Source organism: Phycicoccus duodecadis (genome assembly GCF_002846495.1).
GTDB classification, from domain to species: Bacteria; Actinomycetota; Actinomycetes; order Actinomycetales; family Dermatophilaceae; genus Phycicoccus; species Phycicoccus duodecadis.
The window spans coordinates 1-23,709 of the sequence record NZ_PJNE01000001.1; the positions used below are offsets into that span (position 1 = coordinate 1).

Here is a 23,709-nt window from a genome sequence, read left to right on the forward strand (position 1 = left end):
GAGTCGGGGTTGGCCGCGGTCATCGCGGCCAGGGCGGAGGCATGCTCGCCGGCGGGGGAGGAGGCGGGGTCCGGGGCGGCGGGGGTGTCGGTCATGGTCGATAGGCTGCCATGCGTGAAGCTCCTCCTCCTCGACGGACACTCGCTGGCCTACCGGGCCTTCTTCGCCCTCCCGGTCGAGAACTTCTCGACCAGCACCGGCCAGAACACCAACGCCGTCTACGGCTTCACGGCCATGCTCATCAACGTCCTGCGCGACGAGGCCCCCACCCACGTCGGCGTCGCCTTCGACGTCTCGCGACAGACCTTCCGGCTCGAGCAGTACGCCGAGTACAAGGCCGGCCGCGCCAAGACCCCCACCGAGTTCTCGGGCCAGCTGCCGCTCCTGCGCGAGGTGCTCGACGCCCTGCGCATCCGGCACGTCGGGGTCGAGGGCTTCGAGGCCGACGACGTCATCGCCACCCTCACGCGGCAGGCGGTCGAGGCCGGGGGCGAGGTCGTCGTCTGCACCGGCGACCGCGACGCCTTCCAGCTCGTCTCCGACAAGGTCACCCTGGTCTACCCGGTGCGCGGGTGTCCGAGGTGTGGCGGATGGACCCCGCCGCCGTCGAGGAGAAGTACCTCGTCCCCCCCGACCGCTACAGCGACCTCGCGGCCCTCGTGGGCGAGTCCAGCGACAACCTGCCCGGCGTCCCGGGAGTGGGGCCCAAGACCGCCGCGAAGTGGCTCGCCCAGTACGGCGACCTGCAGGGCGTGGTGGCCCACGTCGACGAGATCAAGGGCAAGGCCGGCGAGAACCTGCGGGCCCACCTCGACGACGTGCTGCGCAACCGCCGGCTCAACCGGCTGGTCGACGACCTCGAGCTGCCCCTCGATGTCGCCGACCTCGAGCGCACCTCGTGGGACCGCGAGGAGGTGCACCGGGTCTTCGACGGGCTCGAGTTCCGGGTGCTGCGCGACCGGCTCTTCCAGACCTTCGAGGTCGAGGCCGACGAGGTCGAGGGCGGCTTCGAGCTCGACGGCGAGGTCTTCACCGCCGACGACCTCACGGTGCGCTTCGGCGACGGCGGGGTGGGCCGCACGCTCCCCCACGGCGTCGTGGTGGCCGGCGAGTACCGGGCCGGGGCAGGCGACGCCGGCGCCATCTCGCTGGCGGGCACCGACGGCGCCACCGCCCACCTCGACCTCGGCACGCTCACCCCCGAGCAGGAGGCCGCCCTGGCCTCGTGGCTGGCCGACCCGTCCGCGCCCAAGGTCCTGCACGACGCCAAACCCCAGCTCCAGGCCCTCTCCACCCGCGGGCTCACCCTGGCCGGGGTCACCAGCGACACCGCGCTGGCGCCTACCTGGTGCGGCCGGACCAGCGCTCCTACGACCTCGAGGACCTCGTGGTGCGCCACCTGGGCCGCGAGCTCAGCGCCGACGCCCCCGCCACCGCCGACCAGGGCCGCCAGGGCACCCTCTCCTTCGACGTCGAGGAGGGTGACGACACCGCGGCCCGCGACGCCATGGTGCGGGCCCGGGCGGTGCTCGAGCTGTCCGAGGCGCTGGCCGTCAAGCTCGACGAGACCGGCGGCTCGGACCTCCTGCGCGACCTGGAGCTCCCGCTGGTCGACATCCTGGCCACGATGGAGCGCACCGGCATCGCCGTCGACGGCGACGCCCTCACCGCGCTCGAGGCCGACTTCGCCGCCAAGATGCGCCAGGCCCAGCAGGACGCCTACGACGCCATCGGGCGCGAGGACGTCAACCTCGGCAGCCCCAAGCAGCTGCAGGAGGTGCTCTTTCGAGCAGCTCGGGATGCCAAGACCAAGCGCACCAAGACCGGCTACACCACCGACGCCGACGCCCTGGCCGACCTGTTCGTGAAGACCCAGCACCCCTTCCTCGAGGCGCTGCTGCGCCACCGCGACACCAGCCGGCTGCGGGTCACCGTCGAGGGGCTGATCAAGTCGGTGGCCGACGACGGGCGCATCCACACCACGTACCTGCAGACCATCGCGGCCACCGGGCGGCTGTCGTCCACCGACCCCAACCTGCAGAACGTGCCCATCCGCACCGAGGAGGGGCGCCGCATCCGTGAGGTCTTCGTCGTCGGCGAGGGCTACGAGTCGCTGATGTCGGCCGACTACAGCCAGATCGAGATGCGGATCATGGCCCACCTCTCCGGCGACGAGGGGCTCATCGAGGCCTTCCGCACCGGCGAGGACCTGCACCGGTTCGTCGGTGCCCGGGTCTTCGGCGTCGCGCCCGAGGACGTCACCCCCGAGATGCGCAGCAAGGTCAAGGCGATGAGCTACGGCCTGGCCTACGGGCTGTCGGCCTTCGGCCTGTCCAAGCAGCTGACCATCGGTACCGGCGAGGCCCAGGGCCTGATGGACGAGTACTTCGCCCGCTTCGGCGGGGTGCGCGACTACCTCCGCGAGATCGTCGTCGAAGCCCGGGCCACCGGCTACACCGCCACCATGCTGGGCCGGCGCCGTTACCTGCCCGACCTGCTCAGCGACAACCGGCAGCGCCGCGAGGGCGCCGAGCGGATGGCGCTGAACGCGCCCATCCAGGGCTCGGCCGCCGACATCATCAAGCTCGCCATGAAGGGGGTCGACGCCGCACTGCGCGCCGAGGGCGCCCGCAGCCGGATGCTGCTCCAGGTGCACGACGAGCTCGTGCTCGAGGTCGCCGAGGGCGAGCGGGCCGACGTCGAGGCGCTGGTCCGCCGCGAGATGGGCGCCGCCATCGCCCTCGACGTGCCGCTCGACGTCAGCGTCGGTGTCGGCCGCTCCTGGCACGACGCCGCGCACTGAGCCCGGCGGCTCGGCTCACGGGCGCTCGCACACGAGGATGGCGGTACCGGGCAGGAGGCGGCCGCGCAGCGGTGACCAGCCGCCCCAGGACTGCCGGTTGCGCGCGGGCCACTCCGGCTCGACGAGGTCGACGAGGGTCAAGCCGGCCGCCACGACCTGGCGCACCAGGTCGCCCAGCGTGCGGTGGTGCTCGACGTAGGTCGGGACCCCGGCGGCGCTCTCGACGTAGGGGGTGCGGTCGAAGTAGGACGTGGTGGCCGTGAGCCCCTCGGGGCCCGGGACGTCGGGGAAGGCCCACCGCACCGGGTGCGAGGTCGAGAACACGAAGCGACCGCCCGGGCGCAGCACCCGGGCCGCCTCGCGCAGCACCGCCTCGCTGTCGGCCACGAAGGGGACGACGCCGTAGGCCGTGAAGACGCGGTCGACCGAGGCGTCGGCCAGCGGCAGACGCGTCCCGTCGCACTGGAGCAGGGGGACCGGCGCCGTGCCGTCGGCCCGGCCGGCGTCGATGCGACGGGAGGTGGCGAGCATCCCGCCCGAGAGGTCGCTGGCGACGACCCGCGCGCCCCGGTGGCGTGCGAGCCAGCGCGAGCACTGGGCCGCACCGGCGCCGATCTCGACGACGGTGTGGCCGGGCGTGACACCCAGGAGGTCCAGCTCGTCCTCGGTCCAGCCCTCGGGGCCCCACACGAAGCCCGCGTCGTCGAGGAACGAGCCGTGCTCGGCGTGGTAGTCCTCGGCCTCGGCGTCCCACCAGGCCCGGTTGGCGGCCACCGTCTCGCCGGCGCCCACCGGGCGGCGGCCGGCCTCCTGGGTCACCGTCGACCCCCGCTCGGCCGGCGGGCCTGGACCGTTTTGCCGGTGGTGTGCGGGCACGAGTAGGCTGTGCGAGCACCCGTGTGCCGTTCGCGACACCGGTGTGCGCCCGCTTCATCCACTCGAGTCCACCTGTCCACATCGGAGTTCCTACTACATGACTGCCAGCACGGTCGCCACGACCGCCCCTCAGATTGCCATCAACGACATCGGCTCTGAGGAAGACCTCCTCGCCGCGATCGACGCGACGATCAAGCACTTCAACGACGGCGACATCGTCGAGGGTCGCATCGTCAAGGTGGACCGCGACGAGGTCCTCCTCGACATCGGCTACAAGACCGAGGGTGTCATCCCCTCCCGCGAGCTGTCCATCAAGCACGACGTCGACCCCAACGACGTCGTCAAGGTCGGCGACGAGGTCGAGGCCCTGGTCCTCCAGAAGGAGGACAAGGAGGGTCGTCTGATCCTGTCCAAGAAGCGCGCCCAGTACGAGCGCGCCTGGGGCACGATCGAGAAGATCAAGGAGGAGGACGGCGTCGTCACCGGCACCGTCATCGAGGTCGTCAAGGGCGGCCTCATCCTCGACATCGGCCTGCGCGGGTTCCTCCCCGCCTCGCTCGTCGAGATGCGCCGGGTGCGCGACCTCCAGCCGTACGTCGGCAAGGAGATCGAGGCCAAGATCATCGAGCTCGACAAGAACCGCAACAACGTGGTCCTGTCGCGCCGTGCCTGGCTCGAGCAGACCCAGTCCGAGGTCCGCACGACGTTCCTCAAGGAGCTCGGCAAGGGCCAGGTCCGCACGGGTGTCGTGTCCTCCATCGTCAACTTCGGTGCGTTCGTCGACCTCGGCGGCGTCGACGGTCTCGTGCACGTCTCCGAGCTGTCCTGGAAGCACATCGACCACCCGTCCGAGGTCGTCGAGGTCGGCGACGAGGTCACCGTCGAGGTGCTCGACGTCGACATGGACCGCGAGCGCGTCTCGCTGTCGCTCAAGGCGACGCAGGAGGACCCCTGGCAGCACTTCGCCCGGACCCACGCGATCGGCCAGGTCGTCCCGGGCAAGGTCACCAAGCTCGTCCCGTTCGGTGCGTTCGTGCGCGTCGACGACGGCATCGAGGGCCTGGTGCACATCTCCGAGCTCGCCGAGCGTCACGTCGAGCTGCCCGAGCAGGTCGTCACCGTCGGCCAGGAGATCTTCGTCAAGGTCATCGACATCGACCTCGAGCGTCGCCGCATCTCGCTCAGCCTGAAGCAGGCCAACGAGGACGGCGCCGGCCAGGTCGAGTTCGACCCGACCCTGTACGGCATGGCCGCCGAGTACGACGAGAAGGGTGACTACAAGTACCCCGAGGGCTTCGACCCGGAGACCAACGAGTGGCTCGAGGGCTACGAGACCCAGCGCGAGGCCTGGGAGAAGCAGTACGCCGAGGCCCACGCCCGCTGGGAGGCCCACCGGGCCCAGGTCGAGGCGGCCGTCAAGGCCGACGCCGAGGCCGCCGGCGAGGCCGCGACCTCGTACTCGTCCGAGAGCACCGACGAGGCGCCCGCCGTGCGCCCGGCCGCTCCCGTCAACGAGGGCACCCTCGCCTCCGACGAGGCGCTCGCCGCGCTGCGCGAGAAGCTCACCGGCAACTGACGCCCGCGTCACCGCAGGGCCCCGGACCGTCACGGTCCGGGGCCCTGCGCGTTCCCGGAGCCGCGCAGGGGGCGTCCGGAGCCCGGGCCGAGCGTTGGCCCCCTCGACGAAAGTCGTTCACGCCGTGCACGCCGCCACGTAACTCTGCGGGCTAGGTTGTCGACGTGCAGTCGACGACCTCGGACCGAGACGTCGCGCCGGGGGAACGCTCAGGGCCACCTGAGCCGGTCGGGCCCCCGCCGCGGCGCTCCAGCGGGCGCGCCTGGGAGTGGAGCCTCGCCGGGCTCCTCCTGGCCCCCAACCTGGTCCTCCTCATCGTGTTCACCTACCGGCCGCTGCTCGACAACATCCGCCTCTCGTTCACCGACTGGAACATCTCGGCGCCGGTGGCCAACCCGGTGGGCTTCGCCAACTACGTCGAGTGGTTCGGGCGCGACGACACCCGCACGGTGCTGTCGAACACGCTGATCTTCACCGTCGCGACCGTCGGCATCTCGATGGGGCTGGGCCTGGCCCTGGCCATGCTGCTCGACCAGCGCCTGCGCGGCCGCAACGTCGTGCGCTCGGTGGTGTTCGCGCCGTTCGTCATCTCCGGCGCCGCGGTGGGCGTGGCCTTCCAGTTCGTCTTCGACCCCAGCTTCGGCCTGGTGCGCGACCTGCTGACCCGCGTCGGGGTCGCCGTGCCCGACTTCTACCAGCGCCCGGGATGGGCGCTGTTCATGGTGACCTTCACCTACATCTGGAAGACCCTCGGCTACAGCTTCGTCATCTACCTGGCGGCGCTGCAGGGCCGGCGGGCCGACCTCGACGAGGCGGCCGAGATCGACGGCGCCTCGCCCTGGACGCACTTCCGCAGGGTGCTGCTGCCCCAGCTGCGGCCGACGACGTTCTTCCTGTCCATCACGGTGCTGCTGAGCTCGGTGCAGGTGTTCGACATCATCAACGTGATGACCCGCGGCGGGCCGGTGGGCGACGGCACCATGACGCTCGTCTACCAGGTGTACCGCGAGACCTTCGTCAACCTGCGGGCCGGCTACGGCGCGACGGTGGCCACCGTCATGTTCCTCATCCTCCTGGTCGTCACGATCGTCCAGGTCCGCGTCATGGATCGGCCGCAGACATGAGCGCCACCACCACGCCCGTCGGCCGCGTCGACGAGGCACCCGAGCAGCCGTCGCGCCGTCGCCGGGGGCGCGGGGTCGCCCACGGCGCCGAGGCCGCCTCGCACCGCTCGCCCGCGATGACCGCCGCGGGCTACGTCGCGATGCTCCTCGTGGTCCTCGTCGTGGCCGTCCCGCTGTTCTGGATCGTGGTCACCTCGCTCAAGGAGCGCCAGGACATCTACGTCCAGCCCGCGCAGTGGCTGCCCGACCCGGGGACCACGAACAACTACCACGACGTCACCACGCGCATCCCGTTCCTGCGGTACATGCGCAACTCGGTGATCATCACGGTGGTGCTCTCGGTCTCGAAGATCGTGCTGGGCGTGCTGAGCGCCTACGCACTCTCGCTGCTGCGCTTCCCCGGCCGCGGCCTGGTGTTCCTCGTCGTCATCGCGGCCCTGATGGTGCCCAACCAGATCACGGTCATCAGCAACTACGCGCTGGTGGCCCAGCTCGGCTGGCGCAACACCTTCCAGGGGATCATCATCCCGCTGGCCGGCGTCGCCTTCGGCACCTTCCTGATGCGCAACCAGTTCCTCAGCCTGCCGAGCGAGATCATCGAGGCCGCGCGCCTCGACGGCGCCGGGCCGCTGAAGCTCCTCTGGCGCGTGGTGCTGCCGATGTCGTGGCCGACCCTGGTGGCGTTCTCGCTCATCACCGTGGTCAACGAGTGGAACGAGTACCTCTGGCCGTTCCTGATGTCCGACGACGAGCGCACCGCCCCGCTGCCGGTCGGGCTGACCCTGCTGCAGAACAACGACGGCGTCACGAACTGGGGGCCGGTGATGGCCGGCACGGTGCTGGCCATGCTGCCGGTCCTGGTGCTCTTCCTGGTCCTGCAGCGGCAGATGATCAAGGGCCTCACCGCCGGCGCCGTGAAGAGCTGACCGACCGAAGACCACCGACCACCGACCACCGACCGAGCACACCCCCTCACGAACCCCCACCCGGGCGACACCCGCCCGGGCGACACGGAAGGCACGACATGAACCAGCTCACCCGTCGCGGACTCCTCGGACTGGCCGGCACGGCCGGCATCGCAGGGCTCTCGGCCTGCGCCGGAACCGGTAGCAGCGCCAGCCCCGACAAGGCCAGTGGCGCCAGCAACACCATCGAGTTCTGGAGCAACCACCCCGGCAGCAGCAAGCCGGTCGAGCAGCAGATCATCGCGGCCTTCCAGAAGGAGAACCCGGGCCTGACTGTCAAGCTGGTCGACGCGGGCAAGAACTACGAGGAGGTGGCGCAGAAGTTCAACGCCTCCCTCGCGGGGGGCCAGCTGCCCGACCTGGTCGTCGTCTCCGACGTCACCTGGTTCAACTTCGCCCTCAACAAGCAGCTCTCGAAGCTCGACGACCTGCTCGGCACCGCCAAGGTCGAGACCGGCGACTACGTCGACGCGCTCTACAACGACTACACCTACGCCGACGGCCACTTCGCGCTGCCGTACGCGCGCTCCACGCCGCTCTTCTACTACAACAAGGAGCTCTGGGCCAAGGCCGGCCTCGAGGACCGCGGCCCCAAGGACTGGGACGAGTTCAAGGAGTGGTCGACCGCGCTCAAGGCCGCCGTCGGCTCGGGCAAGTTCGCCATGGAGCTCGCCGACGGCTCCAACTACCTCGACTGGTACTTCCAGAACATCGCCTGGGACTTCGGTGGCGCCTACTCCAAGGAGTGGCAGCCCACCTTCTCCGACCCCAACACGATCAAGGCCGGTCAGTACCTCCAGGACCTCACCAAGGCCGGGGTCGTCAAGTACAACGCCACCCCGGAGGCCGACTTCTCGGCCGGTCTGGCCGGCTGCATCCTGCAGTCCACCGGCTCCCTCGGCGGCATCACCAAGGACGCCAAGTTCGAGTTCGGGACCGCCTTCCTGCCCGGCACCGACAACTGCCCCACCGGCGGCGCCGGGGTGGCCGTGCCGGCCAACATCTCGGACGCCCGCAAGGCCAACGCCGTGAAGTTCGCCGAGTTCCTCACCAACGCGCAGAACACGGTCACCTTCACCCAGGCCACGGGGTACATGCCGGTGCGCAAGTCGGCCGTCGAGCTGCCCGAGGAGAAGACCTTCCTCGAGAAGAACCCCAACTCCAAGACCGCGATCGACCAGCTCGAGCACACCCGCAGCCAGGACAACGCGCGCGTGCTGCTGCCCGGCGGTGGCGCGCGCATCGGCAAGGCCCTCGACCAGGTCGCCCAGGGCCAGGACGTCGCGACGGTCTTCAAGGCCCTGGACGCGGAGTCCCAGCAGGTGTTCGAGAGCCAGATCAAGTCCAAGCTCTGAGGACGGAAGACGCCTGATGGCAACGGTCTACTTCGACGCGGCCACGCGCCGCTACGCCAAGGACGCCCCGCCGGCGGTCGACGCGGTGACGCTCGACATCGCCGACGGGGAGTTCCTGGTCCTCGTCGGCCCTTCGGGGTGTGGCAAGTCGACGAGCCTGCGGATGCTCGCGGGCCTGGAGCCCATCGACGACGGTCGCATCCTGGTCGACGGGCACGACCAGAAGGGTGTGCGCCCGCGTGACCGGGACATCGCGATGGTGTTCCAGAGCTACGCGCTCTACCCGAACATGACGGCCGCGCAGAACATGGCCTTCGCGCTCGACAACTCCAAGGTGCCCAAGTCCGAGACCAAGGAGCGGGTCGCCCGGGCCGCGAAGATCCTCGAGCTCGAGGACCTGCTCGACCGCAAGCCGGGGCAGATGTCCGGCGGCCAGCGCCAGCGGGTGGCCATGGGCCGCGCCATCGTGCGCCAGCCCAAGGTGTTCTGCATGGACGAGCCGCTCTCGAACCTTGACGCCAAGCTCCGGGTCTCGACCCGGAGCCAGATCGCGGGGCTGCAGCGCCGGCTCGGCATCACCACCGTGTACGTGACCCACGACCAGGTCGAGGCCATGACGATGGGGCACCGCGTCGCGGTGCTCAAGGACGGCTGCCTGCAGCAGGCGGCGGCCCCCGAGGAGCTCTACGACAAGCCCGTCAACACCTTCGTGGCCGCGTTCATCGGGTCACCGGCCATCACCCTCGTCGACGCCACCGTCACCGACGGACGGGCCGACGTGCACGGACTGCCGGTGGCCCTCGACCGGGAGGTGGCGGCGCAGGCCACGGGCGGTGTCGTCGTGGGGTTCCGCCCGGAGTCCTGGCGCATCGTGCCCGAGTCCGACGAGGGCGGCCTGCCGCTCACCGTCGAGCTGGTCGAGTCCCTCGGGTCGGAGTCGTTCGTCTACGGCCGCCGGCTCGGTGAGGACGCCGACGGGGCCGAGGGCGAGCGGGTCACCATCAAGACCGACAAGCGCGCCGGCGTCGCGGTCGGCGAGCGGATCCGGGTGCGCCCGGTCGAGGCCGAGGCGCACGTCTTCGACGCCGCCACCGGGAACCGGCTCGGCGCCTGACCCCTCGAGCCCGTCGCGTCCACCCGGGTGGACGCGACGGGCGCCCGGCGTGTCAGGCTGAGGGCATGGCACGCAGCATCGCGACGAACACGACGGTCGACCTCGACGGGCTCCTGGAGTTCGTCCGCCCCCGGCACCACATGGTGCTGATGACGACGCGCGGCTCCGACGGGCGCCCCCAGGCCTCGCCGGTCACCGGCGGGGTCGACGACTCCGGCCGCATCGTGGTGACCAGCTACCCCGAGCGGGCCAAGGTGCACAACGCGCGCCGCGACCCCCGCTGCAGCGTGGTGGTGCTCTCGGACGACTTCGGGGGCGCGTGGGTGCAGGTCGACGGCGACGCCGAGGTGGTCGACGCGGCCGACGACGTCGAGCCCTTCGTCGAGTACTTCCGCAACATCGCCGGCGAGCACTCCGACTGGGACGAGTACCGGCGCGCCATGGTCGAGCAGGGGAAGTCGCTGCTGCGCATCACCCCGACCCGCTGGTCGCCGGTGGCCACCGGCGGCTTCCCCGCCCGCCTGGCCGACGCCTGAGCCCCGCACGCCGCTAGGGTCGGGCGCATGCTGCGCGTCGGCCTCACCGGGGGCATCGGGTCGGGCAAGTCCACGGTCGCCGCCGCGATGGCGTCCTTCGGGGCCGTGGTGGTCGACGCCGACGCGGTGGCCCGGTCGGTGCTCGAGCCGGGGACACCGGCCCTGGCCGCCGTCGCCGAGCGGTTCGGCCCGGGTCTGGTCGACGCCCACGGGGTGCTCGACCGGGCGGCGCTGGGGCGCGTCGTGTTCGGCGATCCCGCCGCCCTGCGCGACCTCGAGGCCATCACGCATCCGGCCATCTGGGAGCGCACCGCCGCCCTGATGGCCGCGGTGCCCGAGGGCTCGGTGGTGGTGCACGACATGCCCCTCCTGGTCGAGAAGCGGATGGCGGGGGAGTACCACCTGGTCGTCGTCGTGGGCGCGTCGGAGGCCGAGCGCCGGCGCCGGCTGGTCGAGGACCGCGGGATGCCGGAGGCCGACGCGCGGGCGCGGATCGCCGCCCAGGCCGACGACGACGCTCGCAGGGCGGCCGCCGACGTGTGGCTCGACAACGACGGCCCGCGGGGCGCGCTCGACGGCGCCGTGCGCCGGCTGTGGCACGCGCGGGTCGAGCCCTTCGCCGAGAACCTGGCCGCCGGGGCCCGGAGCCGGCTGCCGGCGCTGGTGCTGAGCCCGCCCGACCCCACGTGGCCCGCTCAGGCCGGTCGGCTGCTCGCCCGCGTCCGCCACGCCGTCGGCGACGCCGCCATGACCCTCGACCACATCGGGTCCACGGCCGTCCCGGGCCTGCTCGCCAAGGACGTCGTCGACCTCCAGGTGGGCGTGCGCTCGCTGGCCGAGGCCGACGCCCCGGCCTTCGTGGCGGCGATGGCCGCGATGGGCTTCCCGCGACCGGCGGGCGACTGGGCCGACCACGGGAAGGACGGCCGGCCGTGGCCGAAGCGCTTCCACGGCAGCGCCGACCCGGGCCGGGTGGTGCACGTCCACGTGCGGGAGGTGGGGTCGCCCGGCTGGCGGTTCGCCCTGCTCTTCCGGGACTGGCTGCGCTCAGAGCCGGCCGAGCGCGACGCCTACGCCAGGGTCAAGACCGAGCTCGCGGCCCGGATGCCGCGACTCGACGCCTACGTCGAGGCCAAGGAGCCCTGGTTCGACGCCGCGTACGACCGGGCCCGGGCGTGGGCCGAGGCCACGGGGTGGGCTCCGCCGCCGGCGCCCTGACGCGGGTCCGGTGGCGCCGGGCCCGGCTGTCGGTGGCCGGGCCTACCGTAGAGGCATGCGTCCCACCACCGAGCTCAAGCGTCGCGTCGCGCCCTTCGAGGTCATCTCCGAGTTCTCCCCGGCCGGTGACCAGCCCAAGGCCATCGCCGAGCTCACCCGGCGCATCAACGCCGGCGAGCAGGACGTCGTGCTGCTCGGCGCCACCGGTACCGGCAAGTCGGCCACCACGGCCTGGCTCATCGAGCAGGTGCAGCGCCCCACGCTGGTCATGGCGCCCAACAAGACCCTCGCGGCGCAGCTCGCCAACGAGTTCCGCGAGCTGCTGCCCAACAACGCGGTCGAGTACTTCGTCAGCTACTACGACTACTACCAGCCCGAGGCCTACGTCCCCCAGACCGACACCTACATCGAGAAGGACTCCTCGATCAACGACGAGGTCGAGCGGCTGCGGCACTCCGCCACGCAGAGCCTGCTCACCCGCCGCGACGTCATCGTGGTGGCGTCGGTGTCGTGCATCTACGGCCTCGGCACCCCGCAGGAGTACGTCGACCGGATGGTGCCGCTGCGGGTCGGCGACGAGGTCAACCGTGACGACCTCATCCGGCGCTTCGTCCAGATGCAGTACACCCGCAACGACCTGGCCTTCACCCGGGGCACCTTCCGGGTGCGTGGCGACACCGTCGAGATCATCCCGGTCTACGAGGAGCACGCGCTGCGCATCGAGTTCTTCGGCGACGAGGTCGAGCGGCTCTACACCCTGCACCCCCTCACCGGCGAGGTGCTGCGCGAGGAGGACGAGATGTACGTCTTCCCCGCCACCCACTACGTCGCGGGGCCGGCCCGGATGGAGCGCGCCATCGCCGGTATCGAGAAGGAGCTCGAGGCCCAGCTCGAGCTGTTCGAGAAGCAGGGCAAGCTGCTCGAGGCCCAGCGGCTGCGGATGCGCACCACCTACGACATCGAGATGATGCGCCAGGTCGGCTCGTGCTCGGGCATCGAGAACTACTCGCTGCACATCGACGGCCGCGCGCCCGGCTCGGCGCCCAACTGTCTGCTCGACTACTTCCCCGAGGACTTCCTCCTGGTCCTCGACGAGTCGCACGTCACCGTGCCGCAGATCGGCGCGATGTACGAGGGCGACATGTCCCGCAAGCGCACCCTGGTCGAGCACGGCTTCCGGCTGCCGTCGGCCATGGACAACCGGCCGTTGAAGTGGGAGGAGTTCCTGGGCCGCATCGGCCAGACCGTCTACCTGTCGGCGACCCCGGGCTCCTACGAGCTGGCCAAGGGCGACGGCGTGGTCGAGCAGATCATCCGGCCCACCGGCCTGGTCGACCCCGAGGTCGTGCTCAAGCCGACCAAGGGCCAGATCGACGACCTCCTGCACGAGATCCGGCTGCGCACCGAGAAGAACGAGCGCGTGCTGGTCACCACCCTCACCAAGAAGATGGCCGAGGACCTCACCGACTACCTCCTCGACAAGGGGGTACGGGTCCGGTACCTGCACAGCGACATCGACACCCTGCGCCGGGTCGAGCTGCTGCGCGAGCTGCGGCTGGGGGAGTACGACGTGCTGGTCGGCATCAACCTGCTGCGCGAGGGTCTCGACCTGCCGGAGGTGTCGCTGGTCGCCATCCTCGACGCCGACAAGGAGGGGTTCCTGCGCAGCGCCCGCTCCCTCATCCAGACCATCGGCCGCGCCGCCCGCAACGTCTCGGGGCAGGTGCACATGTACGCCGACAAGATGACGCCCTCCATGGCCGAGGCCGTCGACGAGACCAGCCGTCGCCGGGCCCGGCAGGTCGCCTACAACCTCGAGCACGGCCTCGACCCCCAGCCGCTGCGCAAGCGGATCGCCGACATCACCGACATGCTCCAGCGCGAGGACGCCGACACCGAGGAGCTGCTGGGCTCCGGCCGGGCCCGTTCGCGCGGCAAGTCCGACGGCGGCCGGGGCGGGCGCGGGGCGGCCGCGGCCGACGCCTCCCTCGTCACGCGGCGGGTCGAGGGCGTGCCGGCCAGCGAGCTCGCCGACCTCATCCAGGAGCTCACCACGCAGATGCACCAGGCCGCCGGCGACCTGCACTTCGAGCTCGCCGCCCGCCTGCGCGACGAGATCGGCGACCTGAAGAAGGAGCTGCGGCAGATGAGTGCCGCCACGGGCTGACCTCCGGGCGCCGCGGTCCGGCGGCGGGCCGCCGACGCGAACCCCCGGCGGCCGCCGCATAGACTCACGCGGTGCTCCCTGCGACCCTTCCTGCCGCAACGCCGTCCCTCGACCTGGCGCCCTGGGTGTGGTGGGTCACCCTCGGGGTCGCCGCCGCCGTCCTCGCCCTCGACATCGTCGTCATCTCGCGGCGGCCGCACCGGCCCTCGACCCGCGAGCTCACCGTGGCCCTCGGCATCTACGTGGGCGCCGCCGTGGTCTTCGGGCTGGGGCTGTGGTGGCTGGCCGGCGGCCGGCTGGCCGGGGAGTTCTTCGCGGGCTGGCTCACCGAGTACTCGCTCTCGGTCGACAACCTCTTCATCTTCATCCTCATCATGGCGAGCTTCTCGGTGCCCGAGAAGTACCAGCAGTTCGCGCTCATGGTCGGCATCGTCATCGCCATCGTGCTCCGCGGCCTCTTCATCGCCGTCGGCGCGGCCGCCATCAACAACTTCAGCTGGATCTTCTACCTCTTCGGCGCCTTCCTCGTCTACACCGCCGTCAAGCTCGCCAAGGGCGGCGAGACCGACGACGACGAGTACGAGGAGAACCGGTTCATGCGCCTCATGGAGAAGCGCTTCCCGGCCACCAAGGAGTACGCCGGGACCCGGCTCTTCACCCACGAGAACGGCGCCCGGGTCGCGACCCCGCTGTTCTTCGTCATCCTGGCGCTCGGCACCACCGACCTGCTCTTCGCGCTCGACTCCATCCCGGCCATCTACGGCCTCACCAGCGAGCCGTACATCGTGCTGGCCACGAACCTGTTCGCGCTGATGGGCCTGCGCCAGCTGTACTTCCTCATCGGCGGCCTGCTGAAGAAGCTCATCTACCTCAGCTACGGGCTGGCCGTCCTGCTGGCGTTCATCGGGGTCAAGCTCGTCCTGCACGCGCTGCACGAGAACGACCTGGCGTTCCTCAACGGGGGCGAGGGCTTCCCGGTGCCGGAGGTGCCCATCGGTGTGTCGCTGGGCGCCATCGTCGTCATCCTGGGCGTCACCACCGTGCTCAGCCTCTGGCGCACCGGGCGGCACCCGGAGCTGATGCACGACACCCCCGAGGCGTAGGGCTCAGGTCGCGGCGGTCTCGGCCGGGTCGCGCCGGGCGCCCAGGCCCAGCACCAGCGCGGACGCCGCCACCACCAGCGCCATCCCCACCAGCTGGGTCGCGCGGAGATGCTGCCCGAGCACCAGCAGCCCCGCGAGGGCGGCGAAGGCCGGCTCGAGGCTGAGCAGGATCCCGAAGACCTGGGCCTTCAGCCGGCGCAGCGCCAGCAGCTCGAGCGAGTACGGCAGCACCGACGACATCACCGCGATCCCCAGACCCTTCGCCAGGACGGCCGGGGTCCAGCCGGGGATGCTCGCCACGCCGAAGGGCAGCGTGACGACGGTGGCCACCACCATGGCGAGGGCCAGCCCCTCGAGCTGCGGGAACTCGGCGCCGGTGCGCCCCGACAGCACGATGTAGGCGGCCCAGAAGGCGCCGGCGGTCAGGGCCAGCCCGATGCCGGTCCACTCGAGGTCGGCGAACGGCACGTGCAGCGCCTCCGAGATCAGGACCACGCCCCCCGCGGCGGCCAGGACCGCGAGCCCGTCGAGCAGCCGGCGCGACAGGGCCGCAGCCAGCGCCAGGGGGCCGATGAACTCGATGGTGACGGCCACCCCGATCGGCAGGTGGGCCAGTGAGCCGTAGAACGCGAAGTTCATCAGGCCCAGGGCCACCCCGAACGCGACCACGGTGGCCCACGCCCGCCGCGAGTGCCCTCGCCAGCGGGGCCGCGCGATCACGAGCAGCAGGAGGGTGGCGAACAGCAGGCGCACCGTGACCGAGCCACCGGCGCCGATCACCGGCACCAGGGTCTGTGCCAGGGCCCCGCCGAACTGCACCGAGACGATGCCGCAGAGGACCAGGACCGGCGCGGGGATGCGGTCGGCGGTCGTCACCGGCCCAGGCTAGCCAGCCCGGCGCGGCACGGCCGGAGGGGTCCACGGCGGCCGTCCGGCCGCAATCACCAGCCGCGCTCGCGCCACTCCGGCAGGTGCGGGCGCTCGGCGCCGACGGTCGAGTCGCCGCCGTGGCCGGGGTAGAACCAGGTGTCGTCGGGGTAGACGTCGAAGACCCGCTCGACCACGTCGCCGTAGAGGGCGTCGAAGCTCTGGCCCGGCTGCTTGGTGTTGCCGACCCCGCCGGGGAAGAGCGAGTCGCCGGTGAACAGGTGGGTGGTGCCCTCCGGGTCGCGCCACGAGAGCGCCACCGAGCCGGGAGTGTGCCCGCGCAGGTGCACGACGTCGAGCACGAGGTCGCCGACCGTGATCGTGTCGCCCTGGACCAGGCGGACGTCGGGCGCCAGGGGCAGGGCGTCGGCGTCCTCGGCCCCGGCGTAGGTCCGCGCCCCGGTGGCCCGGGCCACCTCCTCGAGCGCCCGGACGTGGTCCCAGTGCTGGTGGGTGGTCACCAGATGGTCGAGCCGGCCCGTGCCCTCGGCCACGAGGGCCAGGCAGCGCTCGGCGTCGTCCGCCGCGTCGACCAGCAGCTGCCGGCCGGTGGCGGTGCAGGTGAGCAGGTAGACGTTGTTGTGCATGTCGGAGACCGACATCTTGCGGATGGTGGCGGCGCCGAGCTCGCGCACGTCGCTCGGGCCGCCGGGGGTCACGTCGCCGGAGTAGGTCATGGGGGTCACCGTCCGTCGGGGAGGCGGGGGAGGGGATGGCCGGCCACACCGGCGGTGAGGCCGCGGGCGAGCCAGCCGAGCAGGGCCGCCGGGCTGCCGGAGACCGCCGTGGTCCCGACGCCGACGGTCCACTGGGAGCCGTCGGAGGCGCGGAGGGTGAGGTCGGGCGGGTCGTCGACGGCGCGCAGCCGGGTGACCTCCTCGTCGAGCAGGAAGCCGACCAGCTCGGGCTCGACGTCGCCGAGGTCGAAGCCGGCGTCGAGGTCGAGGTGGTGGAGGACCACTTCGCGCAGCCGCATCGCGCCGAGGCGACCCGCCGGGACCAGGCGGCCGCCGGGCGTGCGCTCGACCGGCCGCTCGGCGTGCTCGGGGCCGAGCCGGGCCAGGGCGGCGGCGACGGCGTGGTCGGTGGCGCGGACGTCGGCGGCCTGGGTGGCGGCGTCGCGCCCGGCCCCGGCGTCGATGTCGGCGTCGCGGGCCTGGTCGGACGGGTACATGGCCTCACCGGTGTCGTCGACGGCGGCGCCCACCATCCGGGCGATGGCCTCGGCGTTGCGCGCCAGGTGGGTGAGGACGTGGCCGCGCGTCCAGCCGGCGCAGAGGCTGGGGCCCGTGACGTCGTCGAGCGCGTCGGCGGTGGCCTCGAGGCGGGCCGTGTGGCGCTCGAGGAGGGCGAGGACGTCGACGTCGGTGGCCATGGGGCGACGCTACTCCGGGACCCGGGTGCCTTCGGCCTCGGCGATCGCGCAGGCCGCCTGGACCAGCGCCAGGTGCGAGAACGCCTGAGGGAAGTTGCCGACCAGCCGCCCCGTGCGGGGGTCGTACTCCTCCGAGAGCAGCCCGAGGTCGTTGCGCACCGCCAGGAGCCGCTGCATGAGGGCGTGGGCGTCCGCGAGGCGGCCGGTCCGGGCGTAGACCTCGGCCAGCCAGAACGAGCACGCCAGGAACGGGTTCTCGTCACCGGCGAGGCCGTCGACGCCGCTCTGGGTGCGGTAGCGCAGGACGAAGCCGTCGCGCAGGAGGTCCTCCTCGACGGCCCGCACGGTGCCGAGCACCCGCTCGTCGTCGGCCGGCAGGAAGCCCACCACGGGGATGAGCAGGAGGGCCGCGTCGACCTCGCGGGTGTCGTAGTGCTGGGTGAACGTGTTGCGCTGCGCGTCGTAGCCGCGCTCGCACACCTCGGCGTGCACCCGGTCGCGTAGGTCGCGCCAGCGCTCGACGTCGCCCTCGTGCCCGTTCTCCTCGACGGCCCGCACCGCCCGGTCGAAAGCGGCCCACACCATCACCCGCGAGTGCGTGAAGTGCTGCGCCGGGCCCCGGATCTCCCAGAGGCCGTGGTCGCTCTGGTCCCAGTGGTCGGCCAGGTCGTCGACCATCGCCCGCTGTACCGCCCACGACTCGCTCGACTCCGTCACGCCCAGCCGCCGGGCGGCGTCGAGCGAGATCATCACCTCGCCCAGGACGTCGCTCTGGCGCTGGTCGACCGCGCCGTTGCCGATCCGCACCGGGCGCGACCCGGCATATCCGGGGAGGTGGTCGAGCTCGCGCTCGGGCAGCTCACGGCCCCCGTCGACGGCGTACATGATCTGGAGGTCGGCAGGCGTGCCCGCCACCGCGCGGACCAGCCAGTCACGCCAGAGCCGGGTCTCGTCGACGTAGCCGCAGGAGAGCAGCGCCTCGAGGGTCAGCGAGGCGTCGCGTAGCCAGCAGTAGCGGTAGTCCCAGTTGCGCTCGCCGCCGATGTTCTCCGGCAGGCTGGTCGTGGGGGCGGCCACGATCCCGCCGCGCAGCTCGTCGGTGAGCAGGCGCAGGACCAGCAGCGAGCGCGTCACCGCCTCGCGGTACTGCCCCCGGTGGGTGTGCCGTGAGGCCCACTCGTCGAAGTGCGCCACCGTGTCCTCGACCCGTCGGTCGACGTCGAGGGCGGGTGGGACGTCGCACCACGACGGCACCCAGGTCATCGAGAACGTCAGGCGGTCGCCGGCGGCCACGGTGAACCGGTCGCGGTGATGGTGGTCCTCGGGGTCGGGCAGCCGGTCGCCGCGCAGCACCAGCATGTCGGGGCCGGCCACGGCCCGGATGACGGTGGTGCCGGCGTCGTCGGTGATGCGGGACACCCAGGGCACGACCTTGCCGTACTGCGTGCGGACGACCCACTCGTGCAGCATCTCGACCTCGCCGTCGAGACCCTCGACGACCCGGACCAGGTCGGCGCGTCCGTCGCCGAAGGGCATGAGGTCGGTCACCCGGACGCGGCCGGTGTCGGTCTCGTGCACGGTGTCGAGGACGAAGCTCTGCTCGCGGTAGGAGCGCGTCGAGCGGGCCTCACCGGCCGGGCCGAGCAGCCAGCGGCCGTGCTCGTCGTCACCGAGGATGGCGGCGAAGCAGGCCGGGGCGTCGAAGCGGGGGAGGCACAGCCAGTCGACCGAGCCGGAGCGGCTGACGAGGGCGGCGCGCTCGGTGTCACCGAGCAGGGCGTAGTCGGCGATGGGGGTGCTCACGGGGCGACCCTAGACGGCCAACCTGCGATGAAGGCCCTGTCGGTGGGTCCACCTAGAGTGAAGCCCGTGAGTCATGACCACCTCGTCGTCCGCGGTGCCCGCGAGCACAACCTCAAGGACGTCAGCGTCGAGCTGCCGCGCGACGCCCTCGTCGTCTTCACCGGCCTGTCCGGTTCCGGCAAGTCCAGCCTGGCCTTCGACACGATCTTCGCCGAGGGCCAGCGCCGCTACGTCGAGTCGCTGTCGGCCTACGCCCGCCAGTTCCTCGGCCAGATGGACAAGCCCGACGTCGACTTCATCGAGGGGCTCTCGCCGGCGGTCTCGATCGACCAGAAGTCCACCAACCGCAACCCGCGCTCGACCGTCGGCACCATCACCGAGGTCTACGACTACCTGCGCCTGCTGTTCGCCCGCGCGGGCCGCCCGCACTGCCCCGTCTGCGGCGAGCCGATCACCCGGCAGAGCCCGCAGCAGATCGTCGACCGCCTCCTCGAGCTGCCCGACCGGACCCGCTTCCAGCTGCTGGCCCCCGTCGTGCGCGCCCGCAAGGGCGAGTACGTCGACCTCTTCGCCGAGCTCCAGGCCAAGGGCTTCTCCCGGGCCCGGGTCGACGGCGAGATCGTCACCCTCGCCGAGCCGCCCACCCTCGAGAAGCAGGTCAAGCACACCATCGACGTCATCGTCGACCGCCTCGTCGCGAAGGGCTCGGCCGACACCTCGGCCAAGCGGCGCCTCACCGACTCCGTCGAGACCGCACTCGGGCTGGCCGGCGGCGTCGTGGTCGTCGACTTCGTCGACCGTGAGGAGGGCGACCCCGAGCGCGAACGCCGCTTCTCCGAGAAGATGGCGTGCCCCAACGACCACGCCCTCGCGATGGACGAGATCGAGCCCCGCTCCTTCTCGTTCAACAGCCCGTTCGGCGCGTGCCCGGCGTGCACCGGCATCGGCACCGAGCTCGAGGTCGACCCCGAGCTCATCGTCCCCGACGACGACCTCAGCCTGTCCGAGGGCGCCATCGCTCCGTGGGCCACCGCCTCCGGGGCCTCCGAGTACTTCCAGCGCGTCATGACCGCCCTGGCCTCCGAGATGAAGTTCTCGATGGACGCGCCGTGGCGGGCGCTGCCCAAGCGGGCCCAGGACGCCCTGCTGCACGGGCGCAACCACAAAGTGCACGTCCGCTACCGCAACCGCTTCGGCCGCGAGCGCTCCTACTCCACGGGGTTCGAGGGGGCGGTGCCGTTCGTCAAGCGCCGCCACTCCGAGACCGACTCCGAGTGGAGCCGTGAGCGCTACGAGGGCTACATGCGCGAGGTGCCCTGCCCCACCTGCAAGGGCGCCCGCCTCAAGCCCGAGTCCCTCGCGGTGCTCATCGGTGGCCGGTCCATCTCCGAGGTCGCGGGTCTGGCCATCGCCGACGCCGCGCGCTTCTTCTCCACCGTCGAGTTCACCGAGCGCGAGCGGCAGATCGCGGCCCGCGTCATCAAGGAGATCGACGCCCGCCTCGGGTTCCTGCTCGACGTCGGGCTCGACTACCTCAGCCTCGACCGGCCCGCCGGCACCCTCTCGGGCGGCGAGGCCCAGCGCATCCGGCTCGCCACCCAGATCGGCTCCGGCCTGGTCGGCGTGCTCTACGTCCTCGACGAGCCGAGCATCGGGCTGCACCAGCGCGACAACCACCGCCTCATCGAGACCCTCACCCGGCTGCGCGACCTCGGCAACACCCTGATCGTGGTCGAGCACGACGAGGACACCATCGCCACCGCCGACTGGGTCGTCGACATCGGCCCCGGCGCCGGTGAGCACGGGGGCGAGGTGGTGCACGCCGGTACCGTGGCCGACCTGCTCACCCACCCCGACTCGATCACCGGCAAGTACCTCTCCGGGCGGCGCGAGATCCCGATGCCCACCGTGCGACGGCCGCAGGAGAAGGGCCGCGAGGTCACGGTGGTCAAGGCCACCGAGCACAACCTCGACGACGTCACGGTCTCGTTCCCGCTGGGCAACCTCGTCGCGGTCACCGGCGTCTCGGGCTCGGGCAAGTCCACGCTGGTCAACGACATCCTCTACACGGTGCTGGCCAACAAGCTCAACGGTGCCCGCCAGGTGCCGGGGCGGCACAAGTCGGTCACCGGCCTCGAGCACCTCGACAAGGTCGTCCACGTCGACCAGGGCCCGATCGGGCGCACCCCCCGCTCGAACCCCGCGACCTACACCGGGGTCTTCGACGCCATCCGCAAGCTCTTCGCCACCACCGAGGAGGCGAAGGTCCGCGGCTACCAGCCCGGTCGCTTCTCGTTCAACGTCAAGGGCGGCCGCTGCGACGCGTGCTCGGGCGACGGCACCATCAAGATCGAGATGAACTTCCTGCCCGACGTCTACGTGCCGTGCGAGGTCTGCCACGGGGCCCGGTACAACCGCGAGACGCTCGAGGTGCACTTCAAGGGCAAGTCCATCGCCGACGTCCTCGACATGCCGATCGAGGAGGCCGCCGACTTCTTCGCGGCGGTCCCCGGCATCGCCCGGCACATGCGCACCCTCAACGACGTCGGCCTCGGCTACGTCCGCCTCGGCCAGCCCGCTCCCACGCTCTCGGGGGGTGAGGCCCAGCGGGTCAAGCTCGCCACCGAGCTGCAGAAGCGGTCCACCGGGCGCACCGTCTACGTGCTCGACGAGCCGACGACGGGGCTGCACTTCGAGGACATCCGCAAGCTGCTCGGCGTGCTGCAGGGCCTGGTCGAGAAGGGCAACACGGTCATCGTCATCGAGCACAACCTCGACGTCATCAAGAGCGCCGACTGGCTCATCGACCTCGGCCCCGAGGGCGGCAGCGGCGGCGGCCGGGTCATCGCCGAGGGCACCCCCGAGCACGTCGCCACGCTCGAGCACTCGCACACCGGCCGCTTCCTCGCCCCGGTGCTGGCCAAGACGGCCCGCACCGCCACCCGTGACCGAGGCGCCCGTGCCACCACGGCCCCCACTGCGGCCAAGGGTGCCCCCGCCCGGGGTGCGGCCGCGAAGACGGCGACCAAGCGGGCGACCAAGTCGACCGGGACGCGCCGGGCCAGCTGAGCCCGGCGGCCCGCCCCCACCGGGGGTGGGCCGCCGCGACGTCAGCCCTTGCGCCGGGTCCCGGGCAGCCAGCCGGTGTCGATGACGGCCTTGACGAAGGGCCGGGCGGCGGTGAGCAGCCCGGCGGCGTCGTCGACGCCCACCCAGACCGTCGCGGAGACGGCGTCCGTCGTGCTCTCGATGCCGTCGCGCAGCCGTCGTCCCTCGGGGGTGAGCGCCGCGCCGGCCTCGCCGCGCGAGGGGAAGGCCAGCAGCCCGGCGCCGGTCAGCGCCACGGTCGCGGCATCCCACTCGTCGTCGGTCCACTTGCGGCTCGGCTGCAGGAACGGGCGCCCGCGCGTGCCGGCGGTGGCCGGGCTGGTCTCGCGGACCCACGCGTCGTAGAGGACCAGGGCCTCCAGGGGACGCAGGCCGGCGGCGACCAGGGCGGCGTTGTGCCCGTCGCCGCGCCACTCCCGCCACAGGGTGGCGGCGTGCCACAGCGCCAGGTGGGGCTCGTCGGGCCAGGGGAGGGCGGCGTACGCGGCGCTCAGCACCCGGCCCCCGTGGTCGGCGCCGTCGAGGACCGAGCGCAGGCCGTCGGCGACGCGCGCCAGCTCGGGCGAGGAGGCCGCGTCGCCCAGGGCCTCGCGCAGGCCGGCGTCGACGCATCGGGTGCGGAGCGCGTCGAGGTCGGCGGGCGAGCGACCCTGCCGGGCGAGCCCCCACGCCTTCTCGACCGCCGGGGGGCGGAAGCCGAAGAACGCGGCCGCGACGACGGGGCCGGGGACGGCGCCCAGCGGGGCGGCCCGCATCCCGGTGTACGACCCGAGCCAGCCGATGCCGAGCTCCTCACGCACCGCATCGACGTGCGGGCCGAAGTACGCCGTCAGGTGGTACGGCTCGAGGGTGCGGTAGGCCAGGGCGGCCGCGGCCACCGCCTCGTCATCGCGGGACGTCGTCGTCATCGGCTCAGGCTACGGGCTGCCCGAGGCCACCCCCTGCATCCGGTCTCAGTCCTCGCCGAGGTAGGCCTTGCGGACGTCGTCGCTCGCGAGCAGCTCACGCCCGGTGCCGGACAGCACGATCCGCCCGACCTCGAGCACGTACCCCTTGGTCGCCCGCTTCAGCGCCGCCTGGGCGTTCTGCTCGACGAGCAGGATCGTCGTGCCCTGCGACTGCAGCGTCGACACCGTGGTCATGATGCGCTTCATCATGAGCGGGGACAGGCCCATCGACGGCTCGTCGAGCATCAGCATCTTGGGGCGGCTCATCATGGCCCGGCCCATCGCGAGCATCTGCTGCTCACCGCCCGAGAAGGTGCCGGCCGGCTGCGTGCGCCGCTCCTGGAGGATCGGGAACAGCGCGTAGGCCGCCTCGAGGTCGCTCCTGATGCCCTTGTCCTTGCGGGCGAACGCGCCGAGGAGCAGGTTCTCCTCGACCGTGAGCTTGGGGAAGATGCGCCGGCCCTCGGGGGAGTGCGCCAGCCCGAGCTGCACGATGTCGTGGGCCGCCACGGTGGTGAGGTCGGTGCCCTTGAAGGTGATCGACCCCGACACCGGGCGCAGCAGCCCCGAGATGGTGCGCAGGGTGGTCGTCTTGCCAGCGCCGTTGGTGCCGATGAGCGAGACGACCTCGCCCTCGTCGACCGAGAAGCTGATCCCCTTGACGGCCTTGATCTTGCCGTAGGACACCACGAGGTCCTTGACCTCCAGCATG

At 71.9% G+C, this 23,709-nt stretch carries 17 protein-coding genes and 1 pseudogene; 11 read left to right on the top strand and 7 right to left on the bottom strand.

The features are described from left to right. Window positions 1-93 precede the first annotated feature (93 nt). Window positions 94-2,803, top strand: a pseudogene (gene polA / locus ATL31_RS00010) (DNA polymerase I). 15 nt (window positions 2,804-2,818) lie between these two features. Here polA and ATL31_RS00015 read toward each other — a convergent pair. Then, on the bottom strand, window positions 2,819-3,622 hold the full coding sequence (locus tag ATL31_RS00015) for a class I SAM-dependent methyltransferase (RefSeq protein WP_211283932.1): 804 nt from the start codon (window positions 3,620-3,622) through the stop codon (window positions 2,819-2,821). A 154-nt stretch (window positions 3,623-3,776) separates the two neighbouring features. Between ATL31_RS00015 and rpsA the strand changes: the two genes are divergently transcribed. The 9 genes from rpsA (at window position 3,777) to ATL31_RS00060 (ending at window position 14,837) form a co-directional block, all read left to right on the top strand. After that, window positions 3,777-5,255 (top strand): 30S ribosomal protein S1, encoded by a 1,479-nt coding sequence (gene rpsA, locus ATL31_RS00020; RefSeq protein WP_101393965.1) that lies wholly within the window; start codon window positions 3,777-3,779, stop codon window positions 5,253-5,255. Between the two features lie 164 nt (window positions 5,256-5,419). Continuing rightward, window positions 5,420-6,379, top strand: a complete 960-nt coding sequence (locus ATL31_RS00025; RefSeq protein WP_101393966.1) for a carbohydrate ABC transporter permease — start codon at window positions 5,420-5,422, stop codon at window positions 6,377-6,379. Further along, entirely contained in the window at window positions 6,376-7,305 is a 930-nt protein-coding gene (locus ATL31_RS00030) for a carbohydrate ABC transporter permease (protein WP_211283933.1), read from the top strand. The genes ATL31_RS00025 and ATL31_RS00030 overlap by 4 nt, the downstream gene beginning before the upstream one ends. A gap of 98 nt (window positions 7,306-7,403) precedes the next feature. After that, entirely contained in the window at window positions 7,404-8,699 is a 1,296-nt protein-coding gene (locus tag ATL31_RS00035) for an ABC transporter substrate-binding protein (RefSeq protein WP_101393967.1), read from the top strand. Window positions 8,700-8,715: 16 nt separating this feature from the next. After that, window positions 8,716-9,813: an ABC transporter ATP-binding protein gene (locus ATL31_RS00040; RefSeq protein ID WP_101393968.1), complete on the top strand. Its 1,098-nt coding sequence runs from the start codon at window positions 8,716-8,718 to the stop codon at window positions 9,811-9,813. A 65-nt stretch (window positions 9,814-9,878) separates the two neighbouring features. After that, the gene (locus ATL31_RS00045) at window positions 9,879-10,349 is read left to right on the top strand and encodes a PPOX class F420-dependent oxidoreductase (RefSeq protein ID WP_101393969.1); all 471 of its coding nucleotides are present in this window, start codon (window positions 9,879-9,881) and stop codon (window positions 10,347-10,349) included. Window positions 10,350-10,376: 27 nt separating this feature from the next. Next, a complete protein-coding gene (gene coaE, locus ATL31_RS00050) occupies window positions 10,377-11,567 on the top strand; it encodes a dephospho-CoA kinase (protein ID WP_101393970.1) in 1,191 nt (396 codons plus the stop codon). A 55-nt stretch (window positions 11,568-11,622) separates the two neighbouring features. After that, on the top strand, window positions 11,623-13,734 hold the full coding sequence (gene uvrB / locus ATL31_RS00055) for an excinuclease ABC subunit UvrB (protein WP_101393971.1): 2,112 nt from the start codon (window positions 11,623-11,625) through the stop codon (window positions 13,732-13,734). A gap of 71 nt (window positions 13,735-13,805) precedes the next feature. Further along, complete coding sequence (locus ATL31_RS00060; protein ID WP_101393972.1) at window positions 13,806-14,837, top strand: TerC family protein; 1,032 nt, start codon at window positions 13,806-13,808, stop codon at window positions 14,835-14,837. Between the two features lie 3 nt (window positions 14,838-14,840). Here ATL31_RS00060 and ATL31_RS00065 read toward each other — a convergent pair whose 3' ends face one another. The 4 genes from ATL31_RS00065 to ATL31_RS00080 all read right to left on the bottom strand — a co-directional run bounded on the left by ATL31_RS00065 (window position 14,841) and on the right by ATL31_RS00080 (window position 18,942). Beyond that, window positions 14,841-15,713 carry an EamA family transporter gene (locus ATL31_RS00065; protein ID WP_101393973.1) on the bottom strand — a complete coding sequence of 291 codons (873 nt, stop codon included), beginning with the start codon at window positions 15,711-15,713 and terminating at the stop codon, window positions 14,841-14,843. Window positions 15,714-15,778: 65 nt separating this feature from the next. Then, on the bottom strand, window positions 15,779-16,441 hold the full coding sequence (locus ATL31_RS00070; RefSeq protein WP_101393974.1) for an MBL fold metallo-hydrolase: 663 nt from the start codon (window positions 16,439-16,441) through the stop codon (window positions 15,779-15,781). A gap of 5 nt (window positions 16,442-16,446) precedes the next feature. Continuing rightward, entirely contained in the window at window positions 16,447-17,139 is a 693-nt protein-coding gene (locus ATL31_RS00075) for a maleylpyruvate isomerase family mycothiol-dependent enzyme (RefSeq protein WP_101393975.1), read from the bottom strand. Between the two features lie 9 nt (window positions 17,140-17,148). Continuing rightward, window positions 17,149-18,942 (bottom strand): glycoside hydrolase family 15 protein, encoded by a 1,794-nt coding sequence (locus ATL31_RS00080; protein WP_101393976.1) that lies wholly within the window; start codon window positions 18,940-18,942, stop codon window positions 17,149-17,151. A gap of 27 nt (window positions 18,943-18,969) precedes the next feature. On the opposite strand from ATL31_RS00080, the gene uvrA reads away from it, so the two are divergent. Next, complete coding sequence (uvrA, locus tag ATL31_RS00085; protein WP_101393977.1) at window positions 18,970-22,011, top strand: excinuclease ABC subunit UvrA; 3,042 nt, start codon at window positions 18,970-18,972, stop codon at window positions 22,009-22,011. A gap of 41 nt (window positions 22,012-22,052) precedes the next feature. On the opposite strand, the gene ATL31_RS00090 is transcribed toward uvrA, so the two are convergent. Beyond that, on the bottom strand, window positions 22,053-22,958 hold the full coding sequence (locus ATL31_RS00090; RefSeq protein ID WP_101393978.1) for an SCO6745 family protein: 906 nt from the start codon (window positions 22,956-22,958) through the stop codon (window positions 22,053-22,055). A gap of 45 nt (window positions 22,959-23,003) precedes the next feature. Then, the gene (locus ATL31_RS00095) at window positions 23,004-23,708 is read right to left on the bottom strand and encodes an ABC transporter ATP-binding protein (protein WP_245862575.1); all 705 of its coding nucleotides are present in this window, start codon (window positions 23,706-23,708) and stop codon (window positions 23,004-23,006) included. Window position 23,709: the final 1 nt, after the last annotated feature.

Excerpts from the sequence above, each read along its gene's own strand:
- rpsA (WP_101393965.1), top strand. The coding sequence starts at position 3,777 with ATGACTGCCAGCACGGTCGCCACGACCGCCCCTCAGATTGCCATCAAC.
- ATL31_RS00030 (WP_211283933.1), top strand. The coding sequence starts at position 6,376 with ATGAGCGCCACCACCACGCCCGTCGGCCGCGTCGACGAGGCACCCGAG.
- ATL31_RS00035 (WP_101393967.1), top strand. The coding sequence starts at position 7,404 with ATGAACCAGCTCACCCGTCGCGGACTCCTCGGACTGGCCGGCACGGCC.
- ATL31_RS00040 (WP_101393968.1), top strand. The coding sequence starts at position 8,716 with ATGGCAACGGTCTACTTCGACGCGGCCACGCGCCGCTACGCCAAGGAC.
- ATL31_RS00045 (WP_101393969.1), top strand. The coding sequence starts at position 9,879 with ATGGCACGCAGCATCGCGACGAACACGACGGTCGACCTCGACGGGCTC.
- coaE (WP_101393970.1), top strand. The coding sequence starts at position 10,377 with ATGCTGCGCGTCGGCCTCACCGGGGGCATCGGGTCGGGCAAGTCCACG.
- uvrB (WP_101393971.1), top strand. The coding sequence starts at position 11,623 with ATGCGTCCCACCACCGAGCTCAAGCGTCGCGTCGCGCCCTTCGAGGTC.
- ATL31_RS00070 (WP_101393974.1), bottom strand. The coding sequence starts at position 16,441 with ATGACCTACTCCGGCGACGTGACCCCCGGCGGCCCGAGCGACGTGCGC.
- ATL31_RS00075 (WP_101393975.1), bottom strand. The coding sequence starts at position 17,139 with ATGGCCACCGACGTCGACGTCCTCGCCCTCCTCGAGCGCCACACGGCC.
- uvrA (WP_101393977.1), top strand. The coding sequence starts at position 18,970 with ATGAAGGCCCTGTCGGTGGGTCCACCTAGAGTGAAGCCCGTGAGTCAT.
- ATL31_RS00090 (WP_101393978.1), bottom strand. The coding sequence starts at position 22,958 with ATGACGACGACGTCCCGCGATGACGAGGCGGTGGCCGCGGCCGCCCTG.
- ATL31_RS00095 (WP_245862575.1), bottom strand. The coding sequence starts at position 23,708 with ATGCTGGAGGTCAAGGACCTCGTGGTGTCCTACGGCAAGATCAAGGCC.